Source organism: Bradyrhizobium sp. CCGUVB14 (assembly GCF_024199935.1).
Taxonomy (GTDB): Bacteria; Pseudomonadota; Alphaproteobacteria; order Rhizobiales; family Xanthobacteraceae; genus Bradyrhizobium.
On record NZ_JANADS010000001.1, the window covers coordinates 8,816,233 to 8,837,235 of the forward strand.

The window sequence follows — 21,003 nt, forward strand, 5'->3', positions numbered from 1 at the left end:
CATCCCTCAGAGCTTCGCCAGATAGGGTTCGAGCGCACGCAGGCTTTGCAGCGAATTCGCGGGCGCATAGAGATCGACATGCGGCAGCGCCGCCTTGATGCCCCTGGCTTCGGGCGCATAGCCCTCCCAGGCCATCATCGGATTGAGCCAGACGATGCGCCGGCAGCGGCGGTGCAGCGCCGCCATTTCGCGGCCGAGCAGCGAGGCATCGCCGGTCTCGTAACCATCGGACACGATCATCACGCAGCTGCGCGAATGGATCACGCGCGCGGCATGCCAACGGTTGAAGGTCTGTAAGGACTCGCCGATCCTGGTGCCGCCGCCCGCGCCCTGCGCCATGATCGAGAGCCGGTCGAGCGCGCGGCCGGCATCCTTCTCCTTCATCGCATCGGAAACGTAGGCGAGCCGCGTGTGGAACAGAAACGCCTCGGCCTCGCGGAACTGGTCGAGCACGCCGTGGATGAAGCGCAGGAACACGGCGGTGTACATGCTCATCGAACCGGAGGCATCGAGCAGCACGACCAGCCGCAGCGGCTTGTCCTTGCGCTGCCGCCTCACGAGGCTGATCGGCACGCCGCCATGGCTGATGTTGCGATGGATGGTCCGCCGGAGATCGAGCCGATAGCCGTGCCGGCGCGCCAGATCCCGCCGGGTCAGGCGCGTGCGCATCGCCTTGGCGAGCTGTGCCGCGGCTTCATGGGCCTGCGCAACCTGGTCGGGATCGCTGAGCTTTCGGAAATCGACCTCGGCAAAGTTCTCGGTGCGCGAGGCGCCCTCCATGCGGCCTTCGCCTGCGCCGCCTTCCGGCGCATCGTCCGAGGACGGAAGCTGATCAGCAACGGACTGATGGCCGCCCTGCTCTGCGGCCGTATCCTGCAAGCTCTTCAACGACGGATTATTGGCGCCGGGCGTCGACCCCATGGTGCGGGACCGCGAGCGCACGCGCTTGCCGAGCCAGAACGCATCGAACAGCCCGTCGAACTTGTCCCAGTCGGACTTGCGCGCCGAGAACAAATGCTTGAACGCCGCGCGCAACAGCCCCGGCTTTGCTGCGTATCCCGCCGACATCAGCGTCGCGGCATCCTGCCCCTCCGCCAATCCAACGCGAAAGCCGGCATCGCGCAGCGTGCGCAGGAAGGCGGCGAGCCGCGCGGACACGAGGCGGGAGACCTCATTGAGATCATCAAATCCGGGGCTGGAGCCGCAGCAGCTCATGCGACCTTCCCCAGCAGGCGCTGCGTCACCTCGGGCGTGACACGGGCGCGGTCCTCGTGGGTCTTCAGCAGGCAGACCAGCGTCTCGTGCACCGTCTCGGGCGCGTCGTGGAGATCGCGGACGTCGAGGCCGACGAGCGCAGCCGCCCAGTCCAGCGTCTCCGCGACGCCCGGAACCTTGCGCAGCTCCTCCCTGCGCACGCCTTCGACCATGCGCGCGATCTGCAGCGATAACGACGGGCTCGCGCCTGCGACACGCGCGAGAATGATGCGGGTCTCGCGATCGACGTCGGGATAATCGACATAGTGATAGAGACAGCGCCGGCGTAGCGCGTCGGAGAGCTCGCGCGTGCCGTTCGAGGTCAGCACGACATGCGGGATGGTGATTGCGGGAATGGTGCCGAGCTCGGGGATCGAGACCTGGAAATCGGATAGCAGCTCGAGCAGGAACGCCTCGAACTCGTCGTCGGCGCGGTCGATCTCGTCGATCAGCAGCACCGGCGCCTTCGGGCGGCGGATCGCCGCGAGCAAGGGGCGCTCCAGCAGGTATTTTTCCGAGAAGACCTGGTCCTCGATGCTGTCGGTACCGCGATGAGCCTGGATGGCCAGCAATTGGCGCTGGTAGTTCCACTCGTAAAGCGCGGCGGACTGGTCGAGGCCTTCATAGCATTGCAGCCGGATCAGCTCGGTCGCATGCACCTTGGCCAGCGCCTTCGCCACCTCGGTCTTGCCGACGCCCGCTTCGCCCTCTAGCAGCAGCGGACGCCGCAGCAATTGCATCAGCGAGATCGCGGTCGCGAGGTCCGCATCGGCGATGTAGCCCGATGCGGCCAGCGCTTGCGCGATCTCGTCACGGCCTTTCATCGTCAGGCCACCGCCCCGAGATCCTTCGCCGCCTTCCAGTTACGCCAGAAATCGTGCGGCATCTGGATGTGCGTGGACCCCAGGAACGAGAACGCGTCGTTGACGGCGTTGGAAAAGGCCGGCACGCCGCCGACATTGGGGCTCTCGCCGACGCCTTTGGCGCCGATCGGGTGATGCGGCGACGGAGTGACGGTGAAGTCGGTCTCCCAATGCGGCGTCTCCACCGCGGTCGGCATGAAGAAGTCCATGAACGAGCCGGTGACGACGTTGCCGACCTCGTCGTAGCGGATCTCCTGGCCCATCGCGATCGCGAAGGCTTCGGTGAGGCCACCATGGACCTGGCCCTCGATGATCATCGGGTTGATGCGGGTGCCGCAATCGTCGAGCGCGTAGAAGCGCCGGACCTTGTACACGCCGGTATCGACGTCGATGTCCATCACGCAGAGATAGGCGCCGAACGGATAGGTCATGTTGGGCGGATCGTAGTAGCTGACCGCTTCCAGTCCCGGCTCCATGCCCGGCGGCACGGAGTTGTAAGCCGCCCAGCAGATATCCTTCATCGACATGAATTTTTCCGGCAGGCCCTTCACCCGGAAGCCGTCGATGTCGAATTCGAGATCGTCCTCGTGGACCTCGAGCTTGTAGGCCGCGATCATCTGCGCCTTGGCCTTGATCTTTCGCGCGGCCATGGCGATTGCCGCACCAGCAACCGGCGTCGAGCGCGAACCGTAGGTGCCGAGCCCGTAAGGCGCGGTGTCGGTATTGCCCTCTTCCACCATGATGTTGTCGGCGGGAATGCCGATCTCGGTCGCGATGATCTGGGCCCAGGTGGTCTCGTGGCCCTGGCCCTGGCTCTTGGTGCCCATGCGCGCGATGCCCGCGCCGGTCGGGTGCATGCGGATCTCGCAGGAATCGAACATCGCGATCCCTAAGATGTCGCAATTCTTCGACGGGCCGGCGCCGACAATCTCCGTGAAGAAGGAGATGCCGAGGCCCATGATCTCACGAGTCTCGCCGCGGGCGAACGCGGCCCGCTTCTCCGCCTGCTCTTTGCGGAGCGCGGCATAGCCGGTGGTCTCCATCATCTTGCGCATGGCGGTGTGGTAGTCGCCGGAATCGTATTCCCAGCCCAGCGCCGAGTGATACGGAAACTGCTCCGGCTTGATGAAGTTCTTCAGCCTTAGCTCCGCCGGATCCATGTTGAGCTTCTGCGCCAGAATATCCATGGCACGCTCGATGCAGTAGGCGGCCTCCGTGACGCGGAACGAGCAGCGGTAGGCGACGCCGCCGGGCGCCTTGTTGGTGTAGACGCCGTCGACAGCCAGATGCGCCGTCGGGAAGTCATAGGAGCCGGTGACGATGTTGAAGAAGCCGGCCGGCCATTTCGACGGGTCGGCGCAGGCGTCGAACGCGCCGTGATCGGCAAGCACGTGCACACGAAGCCCCGTGACCTTGCCGTCCTTGGTCGCGGCGATCTCGGTGGTCATGTGATAGTCGCGCGCGAACGAGGTCGCGGTCAGGTTCTCGATGCGGTCCTCGACCCATTTCACCGGCTTGCCGGTGACGATGGAGGCGACGGCCGCGCAGATATAGCCGGGATAGGCGCCGACCTTGTTGCCGAAACCGCCGCCGATATCGGGGGCGATGACGTGGATCTTCTGCTCCGGCAGCTTGGCGATCAGCGCCACCACGGTGCGGATCACGTGCGGGGCCTGGAAGGTGCCGTAGATCGTCAGCTCGCCCTTGATCTTGTCGAAGGAGCAGACGCACTGGCAGGTCTCCAGCGGCGACGGATGGGTCCGGTGGTAGGAGATCATCTCCTTGATCTTGACCTCGGCCTTGTTGAAGGCCGCGTCGGTCAGCTCCTTGTCGCCGACGGTCCACTCGAAGATGTGGTTGTCGTGCTTGCGCGGTCCGTGCGCGCCCGACATCTTGCCGACGAGGTCTTCGCGCAGCACCGGCGCGTCCTTGTCCATCGACTTGAAGGGATCGACCAAAGGCGGCAACGGCTCGTATTCGACGACCACCTTGTTGATGCCGTCGTCAGCCGCGTAGCGGTCGGTGGCGACCACGAAGGCGACCTCCTGGTTCTGGAACAGCACCTTGCCATCGGCCAGAACCATCTGCACGTCGCCCGCCAGGGTCGGCATCCAGGCGAGGTTGACGGTCTTCAGCGTCTCGGCGGTGATGACCGCGAGCACGCCGGGGACCTTCAGCGCTTCGCTATCGTCAATCTTCTTGACGCGCGCATGCGGATGCGGCGAGCGGACGAAGTCGCCGTGCAGCATGCCCGGCAGCTTGACGTCGTCGACGTAGTTGCCCTTGCCTTGGGTGAAACGGATGTCCTCGACGCGCTTGCGCTTGCAGCCCATGCCTTCGAGTGCGGCGGTGCGTTGTTCCCGCGTGGGAGTCATGTCGTTCATTCTGCGGCCTCCCGGAATTCCACGCCGTTGATCTTGGCGCTCGCATATTGAATGGCTTTGACGATGTTCTGGTAGCCGGTGCAGCGGCAGATGTTGCCGGAGATGCCCATCCGGATTTCCGGCTCGCTCGGCGAGGGATTTTCCTTCAGCAGCCGATGCGCGCGCATGATCATGCCGGGCGTGCAGAAGCCGCATTGCAGGCCGTGCATCATGCGGAAGCCTTCCTGAAGCGCGGACAGCGTGCCGTCGGCATTGGCCATGCCTTCGACCGTGGTGATGTCGCTTCCCTGGGCCTGCACCGCGAACATGGTGCAGGACTTCACCGACATGCCGTCGATATCGACGGTGCAGGCGCCGCAATGGGTGGTCTCGCAGCCGATATGGGTACCGGTCATCTGCAAGTTCTCGCGGATGAAGTGCACCAGCAACGTGCGCGGCTCGACGAGGCCTTCGACCTCGGTACCGTTCACCTTCATGGTGACGTGTGTTTTGGCCATCGGTCCCCTCCCCTTATTTCGCGACGGACGCGGCGCGCTGCAGCGCCCGTGTCACCATGATGCCGCCGACATGTTTGCGGTATTCGACCGGGCCGCGCGCATCGGCGGCCGGCGCCATGATTGCTTCGGCCGCTGCGGCGGCCTTCTTCAGGGTGGCCGCATCGAGGCTCGTTCCGATCACGGCCTTGGCGGCGTCAGCGGCAAGCAGCGGTGTCTCGTGGACATTGGTGAGGCCGATCGAACAGGTCGCGACCTTGCCGCTCGCCATGGTGAGGACGACGGCCGCCGCCGCGGTGGCGTAGTCGCCGACCTTGCGCTTGAGCTTTTCATAGGCGTAGCCGTGGCCGGCCGCCGGCATGGGCACAGAGATGGAGGTCAGGATCTCGCCGGGCTCGAGCGCGGTGAAATAGGCGCCCTGGTAGATGTCCGCGGCCGCGACGTCACGGGCGCCGCCGGCGCCTTCGAGGCGATAGGTCGCGCCCAGCGTCATCATCAGCGCCGGCATGTCGTTGCCGGGATCGCCGTTGGCGACATTACCGCCGATCGTGCCGCGGTAGCGCACCTGCGGGTCGGCGATCAGCAGGGCCGCCTCATGCAGGATCGGCATGGATTTGGCGATGTCATCGGAGGCCAGCAGCTCGTGCTGGGTGGTCATCGCACCGATGACGAGATTATTGCCGTTGCGGCTAATGCCCTTCAAGGCGGCGATGCCGTGGAGGTCGATCAGATGGGCGGGGGTGGCGAGCCGAAGCTTCATCATCGGCACCAGGCTGTGCCCGCCGGCCAGTGGCCGCGCATCCTCGCCAAGGTCTGACAACAGTTTCACGGCGTCGGCGACACTCGCCGGCCGGTAATAGCTGAATGAGCCCGGGATCATCATCTCCTCCCATATTCGTCCTTGGCGCGTGACGGCGCGGACGTTGGAGGGGACGGTCACTCCGGACCGGGCAAGCCGCAATCATTCGGGCACGGAACAGCGGATTTCGCACGAGTTGCGGCTGGGAACGCACGAATTGCGTCAGAGAGAACGACCTATGGAGCTGGATGCCTACCCTCCCCCTCCAGGGGAGGGTAAGAAGATGTGCCTCTCGTGTTTCCTGACCCTAAGCCTGCCGCCGGTTCACCAGTCCGAGCCTCGCCTTCACTTCGGCGATCTTGGCGCGGCTCACCGGCACCCGGTGCGGCGACGGGCCGTCGAGCTCGAGCACGGCACCGTCGCCCTCTTTGCGGACCAGGGCGACATGGGGGATGGCGACGATATGGCTGCGATGCACCCGGAGGAACAGCGAGGGATCGAGCTGCGCCTCGGCCTCCGAGATCGACCAGGGGCACATCCGCTCGCGGGTGCCGTCATGGACGCGGGTGTAATGCGCATCGGCGCGCACGCTACGGACATTGGCCGTCTCGATGAAATGCGTGCCGTCAGCGCTTTCGACCGGCAACCTCGGAACCGGCGCACGCGGCGGCTGGCCAAGGCCACCGAGCGGAGCCGCCGCGCGCGGAGCTGCGGCCGGTGCGGCGATCAGTTCAATGGCCGCCTCCGCGACCGGCGAAGCAACCGGTTCGGCGGCAGCGGAATTCGAGGCCTGACGCCGCTGATCGGGGACAAGGGACAGGAGGAAGCCGGCCGCGATGACGAAGCACAGCACCGCGACGATGATCGACAAGACTTGCTGCGATGCGGCGAGGCCGCCGCCGGCATGGTGATGCGCCGCACCGGTCAGCGGCTCGAAGTGCATACCCAGCATCGCCGTGTAGTGCATGCCGGAGACCGCGATGCCGAAGACGATCGAACTGACGATCAGCCGAACGCCTTCCTGCTGCGCCAGAAAGGCGCGCAGACCGCCATAGGCCGTGACGACCGCGACCACGACCGACAGCAGCACCATGACCGGGTCGTGCACGATGCCGAACGGACCGGCCAGTCCATGGATCCCGACATAATGCATGCTCGCAATCCCGACGCCGAGCAGCACCGCCGACGACGCCACGCGCTTCAAGCTCGGCTCGCCGATCGAGACAAAGAAAAGCGAGATGCCGACCACCAGCGCGCAGATCAGGAACGAGATGATGGTGGGAAGAACGAGATACACCGTGTCCGGCGGCAGCGGCGCCGCCAGCATGCCGACGAAATGCATGGTCCAGATGCCGACGGCCAGAAACGCGGCCGCACCCGCGAGCAGAACGCGGTTGCTGACGCCGGGCGTGTTGCGGATGCGAGCAGCAAGCGCAAAGCCGGTATAGCCACCCAGACTCGCGATCGCCACAGAGAGCGCGACGAGATAGGGATCGTGTCCTTCGAACATGATCTTGTCGGCCGCCCGTCTCCACGGCCCGGCCTCCTCCCGCCGCCGACTTTATAGGGACGGCGGCGGGATTGACAATCAGCGGCGTGTGAAGCGGCGGCTCACACAATTCCCGCCGCGACCTGGCCGCGCAGGCGTTCCAGGCCGTGCAACGTCTCCGCACAGGCGGCCGCGACCTCTATGCCCTTGGTTGTGAAGTGCCTGCGGAAGAAATCGTAGTGCACTTCGGTCTCGTGGAATTGCTGCGGCGTCAGCACGGCGGAAAACACCGGCACCTCGGTGCGGAGCTGGACGTCCATCAGCGCCTTGATCACGGTGTCGGCGACGAACTCGTGGCGATAGATGCCACCGTCAACGACAAGGCCGGCCGCGACGATCGCGGTGTAGCGCCGCGTCTTGGCGAGGACCTGCGCATGCAGCGGGATCTCGAACGAGCCCGGCACCTCGAACACGTCGACATGGGTGAGATGCCGCGCCTCGGCTTCCTTGATGAAAGCGATGCGGGCTTCCTCGACCACGTCGCGGTGCCAGCAGGCCTGCACGAAGGCCACCCGCTGCGGCTTTGCGAAGCGCGGATGTTCGGTCGCCGGCGGAACCGGCGGTTGGACGACTTCGGAAGTTTCGGTTTGGGGATCTTGCAACATCTGATTCATGGCTTTCCTTCAAAGGACCAGAATCAGGGCACACGGAACGACAAACAGCCGCATCCTGCGATGCGTCTGCCACCGACCGTTCTCTTTCATCCGGACTTTAACCGTCGGCTTCGGAGTTGCACCGAATCTGCTGACCCTTTCCTTTGGAGAAAATCCTTTTCAGGAAATCCCTCTGGGAAGGCGCTCGCGGGCTTAGGCCTTTCGGCCCTTACCGCCGGTGGGGACTTTCACCCCGCCCTGAGAACATCGGCCGTCCGGAATGAACGGCCTGAGCGGAAATATGACGCCGGTCCGGGGCAGCACGCAAGCGTGTTCCGCTGCAAAAATCCGCATGGTCCCATGTCGCCATGGCGGGCTGGCCCTCGCGGGACGGAATTAGCGATCGGTGCGCGCTCCGGGGAGTCCGATTCCGATTTGTTCTCTTCGTTAATAATTGTGGCGGAGATGAGCTGTGGACGAACGAGTCCTGGCTTGTGGACGGACTCGGCAGCCGGTTGCGCAGATTCCGCAAATCACATCAGTTGATCCGCGACAAGCCCGCGCTGGTCTGAGGGATCGCAACAGCGACTCCTAGGGGATCGCCTTAACGACATTAGGGGAGCGCGCGCCGGACCAACCGCGTGCGTATCTAACGACAACAAGAAGGCAAGAGGTCGAGACGGCATGTCCCTGCTCGAAGGCACTATCGATTCCAAAAGCCATCCGCTCGCGGTGGTCGAGGATATCGCTGCCAGCAACAACTGGCCGTTCGAACGCTCCGGCGAGGACGAACTGACCATTGTCTCGAAGGGGCAATGGACCGACTACCAGATTTCGTTCACCTGGATGGGCGAGATCGAAGCGCTGCATCTGGCTTGCGCTTTCGACATGAAGATTCCGCTCACACGCAGGGGCGAGGTGCAGCGGCTCGTCGCCGCGGTCAACGAGCAATTGTGGATCGGCCATTTCGATCTGTGGACCAACACCGGCATGATCATGCACCGCCAGGCGCTGGTGCTGCCCGGCGGCCTCACCGCCTCGACCGCGCAATGCGAAGCCATGCTCGCCGGCGCCATCCACGCCTGCGAGCGCTATTTCCCGGCGTTCCAGTTCGTGGTGTGGGCGGGCAAGACCACCGCGCAAGCCATGGACGCCGCGATGTTCGATACGGTGGGCGAGGCGTAGGGAGCCGACGCTCCCTCCCCGACGCGGTGAGGAACACAAAGCTCGCCCCTCATCGTCGTCCTGGCGAAAGCCAGGACCCATACCGCGAGGTCTCTCGGTACCCGCGATGCTTGTTGCTCTGCCCGCCATCCACTAGAACCCTTTGGGGTAATGGGTCCTGGCTTTCGCCAGGACGACGGGATTATTTGTGGCGGCAGCGATGGCAGACAACAGCACTCTCCAAAACATCACCGGCACCATCCTGCTTGCCGGCGCCGGCAAGATGGGCGGCGCGATGCTGACCGGATGGCTGGCAGGCGGGCTCGATCCGCGCCGCGTCGCGGTGGTGGATCCGCATCTCTCGCCCGAGATCACCGCGCTCGCCGCCAAGGGTGTCGCGCTCAATCCTGATGCGAAGGCCGCAGGCTTTGTCGAGACGATGGTTGTCGCGGTGAAGCCGCAGATGTTCCGCGAGGCCGGCGCCAAGCTGAAATCATTCGTCACGGAGAAAACCTCCGTGGTCTCGATCATGGCGGGAACCACGATCGCCTCGCTCGAGGAGGTCTGCGGCGGCGCCGTGGTGCGCGCGATGCCGAACACGCCGGCTGCGATCGGCCGCGGCATCACGGTGGCCGTGGCAGCGAAGAATGTCAGCACCTCGCAGCGTGCGGTGGCCGATGCGCTGCTGCGCGCCACCGGCTCGGTCGAATGGGTCGAGGATGAGAGCCTGATGGACGCGGTGACCGCCGTCTCCGGGTCCGGGCCCGCTTACGTGTTCCTGCTCGCCGAAGAGCTCGCGCGCGCCGGCGTCGAAGCCGGCTTGCCCGAAGCGCTGGCGACAAAGCTCGCGCGCGAAACGGTCGCGGGCTCCGGCGAGCTGCTGCACCAGTCGGATCTTCCCTCCGCTACGCTGCGCCAGAACGTCACCTCGCCCGGCGGCACCACCGCCGCAGCGCTCGGCGTGCTGATGGGCGAGCCGGGCCTGCGCGATCTCATGATCCGCGCGATCGCGGCAGCGACGAAGCGATCGAAGGAATTGGCGAAGTAGCCGCTACGCCCCCAACCGCTTGTTGAACGTCTCCACATTCACAAGCCCGCGCGCGTGCCGGCCTTCGCCGAGCTTGCGCGTACCCTCGAAGGCCTCGACCTCGAAGCGGATGACGCGGCGCTCGACCGCGATCACTTTCGCAGTGGTCCGCACCGTCGCGCCGACGAGCGCGGCAGCGAGATGGCGGATATCGACCTCGGTACCGACCGTGACCCAGCCCGGCTGCAGCGCGGCGCGGATCGCATCGCCCGACGTCATCTCCATTTCCAGGATCATCATCGGCGTCGCATAGACCATCGGCATGCCTGGCACGAAATGCCCGACCGTGCGCTCGGCCGGCACCACCAGCGTGCGCTCGGCGCTCATGCCGACCTTGATGAAGTCGCGTGCGTCCATGATGCTTGCTCTATGTCGTCCCGGACAAGCAAAGCGCAGATCCGGGACCCATAACCACAGGATCGAGTTTGACGAAGACTCGGAGTTACCAGCTCGCCCCACAACCACTCCCTGTGGTTATGGATCCCGGCCTTCGCCGGGACGACAGCTGTGATTGCTGCTGCGGCTGCACTCGCCAGCGCTGCCTACTTCTTCGCAGCCGCCGCGCGCTCCACAAACGTCTTGCCGCCCTTCATCTTGTGGCGAAGGGGCGCTTCGTTGATCTGGATGACGACGGCATCGGCGTCGACGCCGAGATTCTTCACCAGCGCCTGCGTGATGTCGCGCATCATGCCGGCCTTCTGCTCGTCGGTGCGGCCTTCGGCCATGCTGACGGTGATCTCAGGCATTGTCTTCTCCCTGCTGCTGTCGCGATGACCGGGCACACCCCGGTCGTTCATGAAGGTGCGCATCAAACAGGACGCGGATGCCCGGGACAAGCCCGGGCATGGTGGCCTGCCGGAATGGCTATCCCCACTTTACGTCATGGCGCGCCAGCACCTCGCGCACCTTCGCGACGAGATCGGCTTCGCTGCACGAGAACTGGGCGGGGCGCGTCTCGCGCCATTCCTGGTTGGAGGCGATGGCGGCGGCGGCCTTGGCGCCCTCGATCAAATCCTTGATCTGCAGCTCGCCGCGCGCCTTTTCGTCGGAGCCCTGGATGATGACGCAAGGTGAGTTGCGGCGGTCGGCATATTTGAGCTGGTTGCCCATGTTCTTGGGATTGCCGAGATAGAGCTCGGCGCGGATGCCGGCGTTGCGCAAGTTCGACACCATCTTCTGATAGTCGGCGACGCGATCGCGGTCGAACACGGTGACGACGACGGGGCCGACTTCGGGCCGCGTGTCGAGCTTGCCGAGCAGCGTTAGCGCGGCCTGCAGGCGCGACACGCCGATCGAGAAGCCGGTCGCAGGCACCGGCTCTCCGCGGAAGCGCGAGACCAGGCCGTCGTAGCGACCGCCGCCGCCGACGGAGCCGAAGCGCACCGGGCGGCCCTTCTCGTCCTTGGTATCGAGCAGCAGTTCGACCTCGTAGACGGGACCGGTGTAATATTCGAGACCGCGCACGACGGACGGATCGATCTTGATGCGATCCGGTCCATAGCCCGATGCCGTGACCAGCTTCGCAATCTCTTCCAGCTCGCTCACGCCGGCCTGACCGACCTCGCTCTTGGCGAGGTAGGTTTCGGCCGCGGCAATCGCCTCCTTCCAATCCTCGCGCGGCTTGGTGATGGCGAGAACGACGTCCGCCTCTGCCGCGCTCAGATTGGCGCCTTTGGTGAAGTCGCCCTTGCCTTCTTCGCCGCCGTCCCAGCGTCCGGGACCGAGCAATTTGCGCACTTCGTCGGCTGAGAACTTGTCGAGCTTGTCGATCGCGCGCAGCACGGTCAGCCTGCGTCCCGCATTCTCCTCGCCCGCGAGCCCGATGGCTTCGAGAACGCCGTCGAGCACTTTGCGGTTGTTGACCTTCACGACGTACTGGCCGCGCGCAACGCCGAGCGCTTCCATCGTGTCGGCTGCCATCATGCAGATCTCGGCGTCCGCCGCCGGCGTCGCCGAGCCGACCGTGTCGGCATCGAACTGCATGAACTGGCGGAAGCGGCCGGGGCCGGGCTTCTCGTTGCGGAAGACGTAGCCGACGCGGTAGCTGCGATAGGGCAGGACCAGACCGTCGGTGCCATAGCGCTCGCCGACATAGCGCGCGAGCGGCGCGGTCAGATCGTAGCGCAGGCTGATCCACTGCTCGTCGTCGTCCTGGAACGAGAACACGCCCTCGTTGGGGCGGTCCTGGTCCGGCAGGAACTTGCCGAGCGCGTCGGTGTATTCCATCGCCGGCGTCTCCACCGGCTCGAACCCGTAGAGCTCGTAGACGGCGCGGATCTTCTCGACCATCTCGCGCGTCGCCCGGATCGCGGCGGGATCGCGATCCTCGAGCCCGCGCGGCAGGCGCGCCTTCAGTTTCTGGGGTTTTTTGGGTTTTTCGGCCATGCGGGCGTTTACCAGCCGACGCGCGATGCGGCAACTGCCGGCTGGCCCTACGGCTGCTCCATCCGCGCCCGGAGCGCGTCGGCGTCGGCCTTCGGCATGGATTTGAGCAGCGGCTTGATGGTTTCGCCGCCGACGATCTTGCCGTTGCGCATGAACATCCAGTCCGAAATGTCGCCTTGTGCGAACTGGACCTGGTCGCCTGAGTGCTTGCCCGGCAGATCACGCGGCTCATTGGCGAAGTGGCCCGAATAGGAACCATCCGGCCGCTTCGTCACCTCGGCCATCCAGATGTGCTCGGCGCCCTTGCGGGTCGGAAAGCGCACTTTGAGCGAGTGCCCTGTCTCGGACGGTTTTGGTGCGTCGTAGGAAGCCCAGAAGGTGGGCAGCGTGTCGCGGGCGCGCAGGATCGCGGCGTTCATCTCCATGTCGGCCGTGCGCACATCAACGACGGGCGAACGATCCTCGGCCAGGACCTCACGCTTCGTGCCGATGGTGAGAATGCCGTAGATCGTGCCGCCCATGACGGCGATGAGCACGGCCCATCTCAGGGGTTGGGAAGGAGCGGAAGCCATGATCGCGATGTCCAAATGGTCTTGGGCTTTGTCGCGCGGGCAAGGCAGTGCGTTCACCGCGGCCGGCCCCCTCCCCGCAAGCGGGGAGGAGGAGAGGCAATCAAAGCACCTTACGGATCCAGTTGTGCGGATCGTTGGTGCGGCCGTACTGGATGTCGACGAGCTGCTTGCGCAGGCCCATGGCGACGGGGCCGGCGGCGCCGCCGCTGATCTCGAAATCACCGCTCACCGAACGCACCTTGCCGATCGGCGAGATCACGGCCGCGGTGCCGCAGGCAAACGCCTCCTTCAGCCTGCCGGAGGCCGCATCCTTGCGCCACTGGTCGAGCGAATACGGCTCCTCGCGCACGGTCTTTCCGGCATCGCGGGCCAGCGCGATGATGGAGTCGCGGGTGATGCCGGGCAGGATGGTGCCGAGCGGCGGCGTTGAGAGCGAGCCGTCGTCGAACACGAAGAACACGTTCATGCCGCCGAGCTCCTCGATGTATTTGCGCTCGACCGCATCGAGGAACACGACCTGGTCGCAGCCGTGCTGGATCGCTTCGGCCTGCGCACGCAGGCTCGCCGCGTAATTGCCGCCGCATTTGACGGCGCCGGTGCCGCCGATCGCTGCGCGCGTGTAATTCTCGGAGACCCAGATCGAGACCGGCGCGGGGCCACCCTTGAAATAAGAGCCGACCGGCGAAGCGATCACTGCAAAGATGTATTCCGACGACGGCTTCACGCCGAGGAAAGTCTCGCTCGCGATCATGAAGGGACGCAGATAAAGGCTGCCCTCGCCGCCCGGCATCCAGGCGCGATCGATCCGCACGACCTGCTCGACCGCCTCGATGAAGACGTCCTCGGGGATCTGCGCCATCGCCATGCGATCGGCGGAGTCCTTGAAGCGGCGCGCATTGGCGTCGGGACGGAACAGGTTCACGCCACCGTCGTCGCGCTTGTAGGCCTTGAGGCCTTCGAAGATTTCCTGGGCGTAGTGCAAGACCGCGCCGGCCGGATCCATCTGGAAGTTGGCGCGCGCCTCGATTTTCGCCTCGTACCAGCCACCCTTGGCCTGGTTGTAGCGGACGATCGCCATGTGATCGGTGAAGACGCGTCCGAAGCCGGGGTCGACCAGCTTGGCGACCCGGTCCTTCTCAGGAGTGGGATTGGATGCGGGCTGGATGTCGAATTTCATGCTCATGTCCTTGCCTCCCGCTGCCGGTAGCGGCGCTTTCTGGCGCCCGCCCGCCCGTAATCGGACCCGGCTGGCTTGATGTGGTTTCTGGCCGAACCACCGCCAGCCTTGTTACGGCCGGTTTCCGTGGCCAGCATGTCGTCCGAGGACATGCTTTTGCGGAAGGCGGAAGTCCAGTATGTTTTGCCGAAATGCCGCTCGACAATCGCACGGTAGATCTGATCCGGCCGTCGCTGCCTGTCTGGCTTACTCCGGCCGCTGTTAGAAATGCCGCCCGGCACGAAACGATCTAAAATTTCGTGCGGGCTGATCGTTTTGTAACATTGAACCCAAGATACGTCAATATGCCTGACATAAATTTCGCGACTCCCTCTCAAGACGCTGCCGAGCCACGGCCGGCGGCAGACGATGGAGGCAATTTGCGCTGGGATATCATCGAGCTGCTGTTTTTCGCCTATCGCGATTTCGTCGGCGATCCCGACCAGGAGCTGGAGGCGTTCGGCTTCGGCCGGGCCCATCACCGGGTCATGCACTTCGTCTATCGCTATCCGGGCCTGAAGGTCGCCGACCTGCTCGATGTCCTGCGCATCACAAAACAGTCGCTCGGCCGGGTGCTCAAGCAGCTCCTGGACGAGGGCTACATCGTGCAGAAGACCGGCGACAATGACCGCCGCCAACGCCTGCTCTATGCAACGCCGAAGGGCGAAGCACTGGTGCAGAAGCTCGCCGGGCTCCAGACCACGCGGATCACCAAGGCGCTCGCCGAGATGGCGCCGCAGGATGCCGAGACCGTCAAGCGCTTCCTGCGCGCGATGATCGACCGCGACGATCCCGACAAGGTGCTGGAGACGATCTTCGCCACCAATCAAGACTCAAAGGAGTGACCGTGCCGCTCGCTGCCACGCTCGCCCGCCCGCCGGTGCAACCGGCCGACGATGCCCCGCATCTGCTGCTGGTCGACGACGATCGCCGCATCCGCGATCTCTTGTCGCGCTTTCTCGCAGCCGAAGGTTATCGCGTCACCACCGCTTCGAGCGCCGGTGATGCGCGCTCAAAGCTTCTGGGCCTGCATTTCGACCTGCTCATCCTCGACGTCATGATGCCCGGCGAGACCGGCTTCGATCTCGCCCGCTTCATCCGCACGTCCTCCTCGGTGCCGATCGTGATGCTGACGGCGCGCCATGAAGCGGAAGCCCGCATCGAAGGCCTGCAGATCGGCGCCGACGATTACGTGGCAAAGCCGTTCGAGCCGCGCGAGCTGGCGCTGCGCATCAACAACATCCTGAAACGCGCCGCGCCCCCGGTCCAGGCCGCTGCGGTGGAGAAGATCGCATTCGGTCCCTACGTCTATCATCTCGATCGCGGCGAATTGCGCCAGGGCGAGGAGGTCATCCACCTCACCGACCGCGAGCGCGAGATGCTGCGCATTCTCTCGGAGACGCCCGGCGAGACCGTGCCGCGCAGCGCACTGACCGGCAATGGCAGCGTCAACGAACGCGCCGTCGACGTGCAGATCAACCGGCTGCGGCGCAAGATCGAGACCGACCCGGCCAATCCGCTGTTCCTTCAGGCGGTGCGCGGCATCGGCTACCGGCTGGTAGCCTCGCCGTAGAAGCAGTGAAGCGCGACCGATGAGCACGATCGATACCAGCCTGACGCTGCTCAAGAGCGCCGCCGGGCGCGTCTCCGCCGCCAATGGCTGGATGGGCAACGCGTTCAAGGGCTGGATGCCGACCGGCCTCTATGCCCGCGCACTGCTGATCATGATCGTCCCGATGGTGATCCTGCAGACCGTGGTCGCCTTCGTGTTCATGGAGCGGCACTGGAACACGGTGACGCGGCGCTTGTCGCAGGCCGTGGCACAGGACGTCGGCAGTCTCGTCGACGTCTACAAGGGATATCCGCAGGACAAGGACCACACGCAACTACGCCGCATCGCCCAACGCATGCAGTTCGTGGTCGATTTCCTTCCTCCCGGCGACATGCCACCGCCCGGACCAAAGCCGTTCTTCTCGCTGCTCGACCAGACGCTCTCGGTGCAATTGGGACGGCAGCTCAATCGTGCGTTCTGGATCGACACTGTCGGCAATTCCAATCAGGTCGAGATCCGCGTTCAGGTCGACGATGCCGTGATGCGCATCTTCGCGCAGCGCAGCGCCGCCTATGCTTCGAACTCGGAGATCTTCCTGTTCTGGATGGTCGGGACGTCGTCGATCCTGCTGATCGTGTCGGTGCTGTTCCTGCGCAACCAGATCAAGCCGATCCTGCGGCTTGCCGACGCCGCCGAAAGTTTCGGCAAGGGCCGCGAGGCGCCGAACTTCAGGCCGCGCGGCGCGCGCGAGGTGCGGCGCGCCGCTGGCGCCTTCCTCGAGATGAAGTCGCGCATCGAACGCGCGATGGAGCAGCGCACCGCGATGCTCGCCGGCGTCAGCCACGATCTGCGCACCATCCTCACCCGCTTCAAGCTCGAGCTGGCGCTGATCGGCGACAGTCCCGAGATGGAGGGCATGCGCAAGGACGTCGACGAGATGTCGATGATGCTTGAAGACTACCTCGCCTTCGCCCGCGGCGATTCCGGCGAGCAGTCGCAGCCGACCGACATGGCGCAGGCACTCGAGGAATTGCGCAGCGATGCCGAACGTCACGGCCACACCGCGACCGTGACCTTCAGCGGCCTGCCGGTGGTCACCGTGAAGCCGGCCTCGTTCAAGCGCTGCCTCGCCAACCTCGTCACCAATGCCGCGCGCTACGGCCAGGCCATCGCCATCTCCGGCCAGCGCGATCACCGCTATCTCACCGTCACGGTCGACGACGATGGTCCGGGCATTCCCGTCCATCTGCGCGAGGAAGTGTTCAAACCGTTCCTGCGGCTCGACAATGCCCGCAACCAGGACGAAGGCGGCACCGGCTTGGGGCTCGCGATCGCCCGCGACATCGCCCGCTCGCATGGCGGCGACATCACGCTGGGCGACAGCCCGATGGGTGGATTAAGAGCGAGCGTGCGGATTCCGGTGTAGCTGCGATAGCCCCGCCTACTTCGGCAGCAGCGCCTTCAGCTTGTCGACGTCGCGGACGTTCATCTTGAAGCCGCCGGGCATCACGATATCGCCGGGCTTCTGGTCGGGCTTGCAGGCGCCGAGCCATTTCGCCTCTAACGTCATGGTTGAGTCGCGCCCGGCAGCACCGGCGGCACCGCCTTGCGCATGCGACGAGGTCTTCACCGTGTAGGCCGAATTGAAATCGCCGGTGATCTCGGCGTGCGAGGTCGTGGACATGCCGGCGACGCTGCACTCGGAATCGCTGACATAGCCGGTCGCGGTCTTCTTGATGTCCTGCTTGGAGCAGACCTGCTTGGCCATCGGCGAGATGTTGTTGTTCATCTCCTTGTCGACAGCCTCGTCGGTGCAGTGCTGCATGGTCATTTCCGGCATCGCCGAGCCGGTCCTGACCATCTTCAATTCCCAGAGACCGGCCTTGCGAACCGGCAGATCGTCGGCGAAGGCGCTCGCCGCCGACAGCACGAGGCAAACGGCTGATCCGAGCAAAGCAAGCTTGCGCGTCATGCGAGAGACTCCCGGCTGAGATGTCGTGGCGTGACCTTTGTCGTTCCGAAAACGCCTCAGTAGAGCGTGCGGATCGGCCGATCGGCGGCGCCGTAGGGCACCCAACGGCAGGCGAACGAGATGTAGCCGCCCTCATAGGCCTGCACTGCGAGGAATTTCACCACCTTGCCGTACCGCGCACAGTGGTCGACCGCGACCTGGCGCGCATCGGTCTGCGTCGCCATGGAATAGGCGATGATGCCGCCGGTGTCGTTGCCCTTGAAGGGCGGCACCGGAAAGATGTCGGCCTGCGCCGACTGGCTCGCCACCGAGAAAACCAGGCTGGCAAGAAGGCCCGCGGCCGCAATGATTCGCATTCCCGTCACTCCGATTGATTGGCGCCAGTTTACGGTGCCGGCGCGGCGGTGGAAAGAACGGAAGGCCGGTTGACGGCGCCGTTGTGATCAACTCCTGGCCAAGTGTTGCCGTGCTGCACTTGACCTCCCTCGCCCTTCGCGGCACCGTCCCACCTTCACAGATCATGCTGTCTGGATTGCCCATGCGCGCCTCGACCTCCCTGAAATCGCTTCGTTTTGCCGCCGTTCTCGGCCTCATGTTCGGAGCGTTGTCGCTCGGTGAGGCCAGGGCCGCCAATCCGCTGGAGCTGAATTTCTGGCTCAGCGGGCCTCGCTATGACGGCAATGTCGCCGAGTGCGACAGGGCGCTGCCGACGATCGCGAGCCAGTTCTCCGAGAAGGAAGGCTCCTTCTGGAATTCGCCTTTGCGGATCGAGGGCTTCGCGGCTGTCCATGAGACCGCGTTCCGGCCTTGGGCGTCCGACAACATTCCGCGCCGCTACTGCACCGGCGAGGCCATGCTGAACGACGGCAAGGTGCGCAAGGTGCACTTCTCGATCATCGAGGACGGCGGCTTCGCCGGTTACGGCCAAGGCGTCGAATGGTGCGTGGTCGGGCTCGATCGCAATTGGGCCTACAATCCGGCCTGCCGCGCCGCCAAGCCCTGATTCGCAGGCCCTGATCCGAAGGTCCCTGATTCGGACCGATCAAGCAGGCGATTGGCCGTCGCCCGAATTTTGTTCTTGAAATGTTCTTGTTGCCTGCTAGGCTTGTTGCACAGTCTAGACGACCGATTCCATGAAACCGGCACGGAACTGGAAGTGTGTTCGTGGATTCCTCGTTTTGAGATTGTCCGAACGAGGGTTGGTATCATGGCGACATGGCGGCAAGCAGTCGAGTTGGCGATGACTGAGAAGGAAATTGAAACGTTGACGGCTCTTTCGCGGTCTCGAACCGAGCCGGCGAGCCGGGTGTCACGGGCAGCAATGCTGCTGGCCTATCGCGAGAACCCGTCGTTCTTTGCCGTGGGACGAAGACTTGGTGTGCATCATCAGACGGTTCAGCGCTGCGTCGAGCGGGCGGTAGCCTATGGTGCGGTGGCGGCACTCGACGACCGACCGCGACCGGGCAAGGAGCCGGTGATCACGCCGGAGGCCAAGGCCTGGCTGGTGTCTTTGGCGTGCGACAAGGCCAAGGAGCACGGCTACCCGCACGAGCTGTGGACGACGCGGCTGCTGGCACGCCATGCGCGTGAGCATGGCCCGTCGGCGGGGCACCAATGCGTTGCCAACCTGGTCCAGGGCACGGTGTGCAAGATTCTCGGCCAAGAGGAAATCAAGCCGCACAAGGTGCGCTACTATCTGGAGCGTCGCGATGCCGAGTTCGAGCAGAAAATGGCGGAGGTCTTGTGTGTCTATCGCGAGGTCCAGATCCTGAAGAAGAGCGCAGCCAGGTCGAAGAAATCGGGCAAGCGGGTGGCGATCGTCTCCTACGACGAGAAGCCCGGAATCCAGGCGATCGCGACGACGGCGCCGGATTTGCCCCCTGTGCCAGGCGTCTATCCGGCCTTTGCGCGCGATTTTGAGTATCGACGTCATGGCACGCTCAGCTTGTTGGCTGGAATCGATCTGCTGACCGGCAAGGTCCACGCTCTCGTCAAAGACCGCCACCGCAGCCGCGAGTTCATCGAATTCCTCAAACTTATCGATGCTGCCTATCCGGCCGGTACCGCGATCAAGTTGATTCTCGACAATCACTCCGCACACATCTCGAAAGAAACCAGAGCCTGGCTCGATACACAACCGGCAGGCCGCTTCGAGTTTACGTTCACGCCCAAGCACGGCTCCTGGCTCAACCTCATCGAGGGCTTCTTCTCCAAATTCGCCCGCTCCGTCCTGCGCCACATCCGGGTGACCTCAAAACACGAACTCAAGGAGCGTATCATGGCCGGCATCGACGACGTCAATCGGTATCCAGTCATCCACACCTGGTCCTACAAGCTCGCCGAGGCCGCTTGATATGATTCGAACCACGAAAACGCTGACCTAGTTGAGGGGCGTCGCCATGTTTCATTTTAGATTGCATTCGTTCTCCCGCCTTGTGATCTCACTGACCCTCCCCCTGATTCTTGCCGCCGGGCTGATCTCGCTGGCCGGTGGCGCGAACGCGCAGGACAAGCGGCAGAACGCGCCCGGTGAATTCGATTTCTATGTGCTGTCGCTGTCATGGTCGCCGTCCTTCTGCGCGGAGGCGGCCGAGCGCGGCCGCGGCGGCGGACGCTCGAATATCCAATGTGAGGGCCGGCCCTATTCCTTCGTGGTGCACGGGCTGTGGCCGCAATATGAGAGCGGCTTCCCCGAATATTGCCAGCGGCCATCACCGCGGCTGAACCGCAACATCGTCTCCACGATGCTCGATTTGATGCCGGCGCCGGGGCTGATCTTCAACGAGTGGGACAAGCACGGCACGTGCTCCGGGCTCGACGGCCGCAATTATTTCGAGACCATCCGCAAGGCACGCGCCGCAATCAAGATTCCGGCCGAATATCTCGACCTGTCGCAAGCCAAGACCGTGGCGCCCGGAGAGGTGGAAGAGGCCTTCATCAAGGCCAATCCGGGCCTCAGCGATGCAGCCATCTCGGTCACCTGCAATCGCACCCGGCTCTCCGAGGTCCGCATCTGCCTCAGCAAGGATCTGCAATTCCGCGCCTGCGAGGAAATGGAACGTCGCGCCTGCCGCCGTGACCAGGTGACGATGCCGCCGGTCAGGGGTGGGTAGCCCAGG

General features: G+C 64.6%; 22 protein-coding genes and 1 riboswitch. Of the genes, 8 read left to right on the forward strand and 14 right to left on the reverse strand.

The features are described from left to right. Positions 1-6: 6 nt before the first annotated feature. From NLM32_RS41250 to NLM32_RS41280, 7 genes are all read right to left on the reverse strand, one after another. On the reverse strand, positions 7-1,215 hold the full coding sequence (locus NLM32_RS41250) for a VWA domain-containing protein (protein WP_254134377.1): 1,209 nt from the start codon (positions 1,213-1,215) through the stop codon (positions 7-9). Beyond that, positions 1,212-2,078 carry a MoxR family ATPase gene (locus NLM32_RS41255; RefSeq protein ID WP_254134378.1) on the reverse strand — a complete coding sequence of 289 codons (867 nt, stop codon included), beginning with the start codon at positions 2,076-2,078 and terminating at the stop codon, positions 1,212-1,214. Before NLM32_RS41255 ends, NLM32_RS41250 begins: the two co-directional genes overlap by 4 nt. Before the next feature lie 2 nt (positions 2,079-2,080). Beyond that, positions 2,081-4,501, reverse strand: a complete 2,421-nt coding sequence (locus tag NLM32_RS41260; protein ID WP_254134379.1) for an aerobic carbon-monoxide dehydrogenase large subunit — start codon at positions 4,499-4,501, stop codon at positions 2,081-2,083. Then, positions 4,498-4,998: a (2Fe-2S)-binding protein gene (locus NLM32_RS41265; RefSeq protein ID WP_254134380.1), complete on the reverse strand. Its 501-nt coding sequence runs from the start codon at positions 4,996-4,998 to the stop codon at positions 4,498-4,500. The genes NLM32_RS41260 and NLM32_RS41265 overlap by 4 nt, the downstream gene beginning before the upstream one ends. 13 nt (positions 4,999-5,011) lie before the next feature. After that, a complete protein-coding gene (locus NLM32_RS41270; RefSeq protein WP_254135542.1) occupies positions 5,012-5,875 on the reverse strand; it encodes a xanthine dehydrogenase family protein subunit M in 864 nt (287 codons plus the stop codon). Between the two features lie 226 nt (positions 5,876-6,101). Beyond that, complete coding sequence (locus tag NLM32_RS41275) at positions 6,102-7,304, reverse strand: MHYT domain-containing protein (protein WP_254134381.1); 1,203 nt, start codon at positions 7,302-7,304, stop codon at positions 6,102-6,104. A gap of 101 nt (positions 7,305-7,405) precedes the next feature. Then, a complete protein-coding gene (locus NLM32_RS41280; RefSeq protein ID WP_254134382.1) occupies positions 7,406-7,957 on the reverse strand; it encodes a 6,7-dimethyl-8-ribityllumazine synthase in 552 nt (183 codons plus the stop codon). Between the two features lie 74 nt (positions 7,958-8,031). Continuing rightward, positions 8,032-8,206: riboswitch (FMN riboswitch) on the reverse strand. A 414-nt stretch (positions 8,207-8,620) separates the two neighbouring features. On the opposite strand from NLM32_RS41280, the gene NLM32_RS41285 reads away from it, so the two are divergent. Next, complete coding sequence (locus NLM32_RS41285) at positions 8,621-9,121, forward strand: YbjN domain-containing protein (RefSeq protein WP_254134383.1); 501 nt, start codon at positions 8,621-8,623, stop codon at positions 9,119-9,121. A 199-nt stretch (positions 9,122-9,320) separates the two neighbouring features. Further along, complete coding sequence (gene proC, locus NLM32_RS41290; protein WP_254134384.1) at positions 9,321-10,148, forward strand: pyrroline-5-carboxylate reductase; 828 nt, start codon at positions 9,321-9,323, stop codon at positions 10,146-10,148. A 3-nt stretch (positions 10,149-10,151) separates the two neighbouring features. Here proC and NLM32_RS41295 read toward each other — a convergent pair whose 3' ends face one another. The 5 genes from NLM32_RS41295 to NLM32_RS41315 form a co-directional block, all read right to left on the reverse strand. Next, positions 10,152-10,544, reverse strand: a complete 393-nt coding sequence (locus tag NLM32_RS41295) for a thioesterase family protein (RefSeq protein WP_254134385.1) — start codon at positions 10,542-10,544, stop codon at positions 10,152-10,154. A gap of 185 nt (positions 10,545-10,729) precedes the next feature. Then, positions 10,730-10,984: a tautomerase family protein gene (locus tag NLM32_RS41300; RefSeq protein ID WP_256561971.1), complete on the reverse strand. Its 255-nt coding sequence runs from the start codon at positions 10,982-10,984 to the stop codon at positions 10,730-10,732. A gap of 67 nt (positions 10,985-11,051) precedes the next feature. Next, on the reverse strand, positions 11,052-12,572 hold the full coding sequence (hisS, locus tag NLM32_RS41305; protein ID WP_254134386.1) for a histidine--tRNA ligase: 1,521 nt from the start codon (positions 12,570-12,572) through the stop codon (positions 11,052-11,054). Positions 12,573-12,619: 47 nt separating this feature from the next. Next, positions 12,620-13,144 (reverse strand): YegJ family protein, encoded by a 525-nt coding sequence (locus tag NLM32_RS41310; RefSeq protein WP_254134387.1) that lies wholly within the window; start codon positions 13,142-13,144, stop codon positions 12,620-12,622. Between the two features lie 100 nt (positions 13,145-13,244). Next, positions 13,245-14,327 (reverse strand): branched-chain amino acid aminotransferase, encoded by a 1,083-nt coding sequence (locus NLM32_RS41315; protein ID WP_254134388.1) that lies wholly within the window; start codon positions 14,325-14,327, stop codon positions 13,245-13,247. Positions 14,328-14,665: 338 nt separating this feature from the next. Here NLM32_RS41315 and NLM32_RS41320 point away from each other — a divergent pair, with 338 nt between their 5' ends. From NLM32_RS41320 to NLM32_RS41330, 3 genes are read left to right on the forward strand one after another with little or no spacing between them, the layout of a single operon-like run. Continuing rightward, entirely contained in the window at positions 14,666-15,205 is a 540-nt protein-coding gene (locus NLM32_RS41320) for a MarR family winged helix-turn-helix transcriptional regulator (RefSeq protein ID WP_254134389.1), read from the forward strand. Then, entirely contained in the window at positions 15,202-15,933 is a 732-nt protein-coding gene (locus NLM32_RS41325; RefSeq protein WP_027534227.1) for a response regulator, read from the forward strand. Before NLM32_RS41320 ends, NLM32_RS41325 begins: the two co-directional genes overlap by 4 nt. Positions 15,934-15,952: 19 nt before the next feature. After that, positions 15,953-17,338, forward strand: coding sequence for an ATP-binding protein (locus tag NLM32_RS41330; protein WP_254134390.1), 1,386 nt, complete (start codon positions 15,953-15,955; stop codon positions 17,336-17,338). A 15-nt stretch (positions 17,339-17,353) separates the two neighbouring features. Here NLM32_RS41330 and NLM32_RS41335 read toward each other — a convergent pair whose 3' ends face one another. Together NLM32_RS41335 and NLM32_RS41340 are read right to left on the reverse strand one after the other, a co-directional pair. Continuing rightward, positions 17,354-17,884 carry a DUF3617 family protein gene (locus NLM32_RS41335; protein WP_254134391.1) on the reverse strand — a complete coding sequence of 177 codons (531 nt, stop codon included), beginning with the start codon at positions 17,882-17,884 and terminating at the stop codon, positions 17,354-17,356. A 56-nt stretch (positions 17,885-17,940) separates the two neighbouring features. Continuing rightward, positions 17,941-18,240 (reverse strand): hypothetical protein, encoded by a 300-nt coding sequence (locus tag NLM32_RS41340; protein WP_254134392.1) that lies wholly within the window; start codon positions 18,238-18,240, stop codon positions 17,941-17,943. Between the two features lie 182 nt (positions 18,241-18,422). Here NLM32_RS41340 and NLM32_RS41345 point away from each other — a divergent pair, with 182 nt between their 5' ends. The 3 genes from NLM32_RS41345 (at position 18,423) to NLM32_RS41355 (ending at position 20,997) form a co-directional block, all read left to right on the forward strand. Beyond that, positions 18,423-18,887 carry a hypothetical protein gene (locus NLM32_RS41345; protein ID WP_254134393.1) on the forward strand — a complete coding sequence of 155 codons (465 nt, stop codon included), beginning with the start codon at positions 18,423-18,425 and terminating at the stop codon, positions 18,885-18,887. A gap of 204 nt (positions 18,888-19,091) precedes the next feature. Then, the gene (locus NLM32_RS41350) at positions 19,092-20,237 is read left to right on the forward strand and encodes an IS630 family transposase (protein WP_254128614.1); all 1,146 of its coding nucleotides are present in this window, start codon (positions 19,092-19,094) and stop codon (positions 20,235-20,237) included. Positions 20,238-20,283: 46 nt separating this feature from the next. Continuing rightward, positions 20,284-20,997 (forward strand): ribonuclease T2, encoded by a 714-nt coding sequence (locus NLM32_RS41355; RefSeq protein ID WP_254134394.1) that lies wholly within the window; start codon positions 20,284-20,286, stop codon positions 20,995-20,997. The last annotated feature ends 6 nt before the right edge of the window (positions 20,998-21,003 follow it).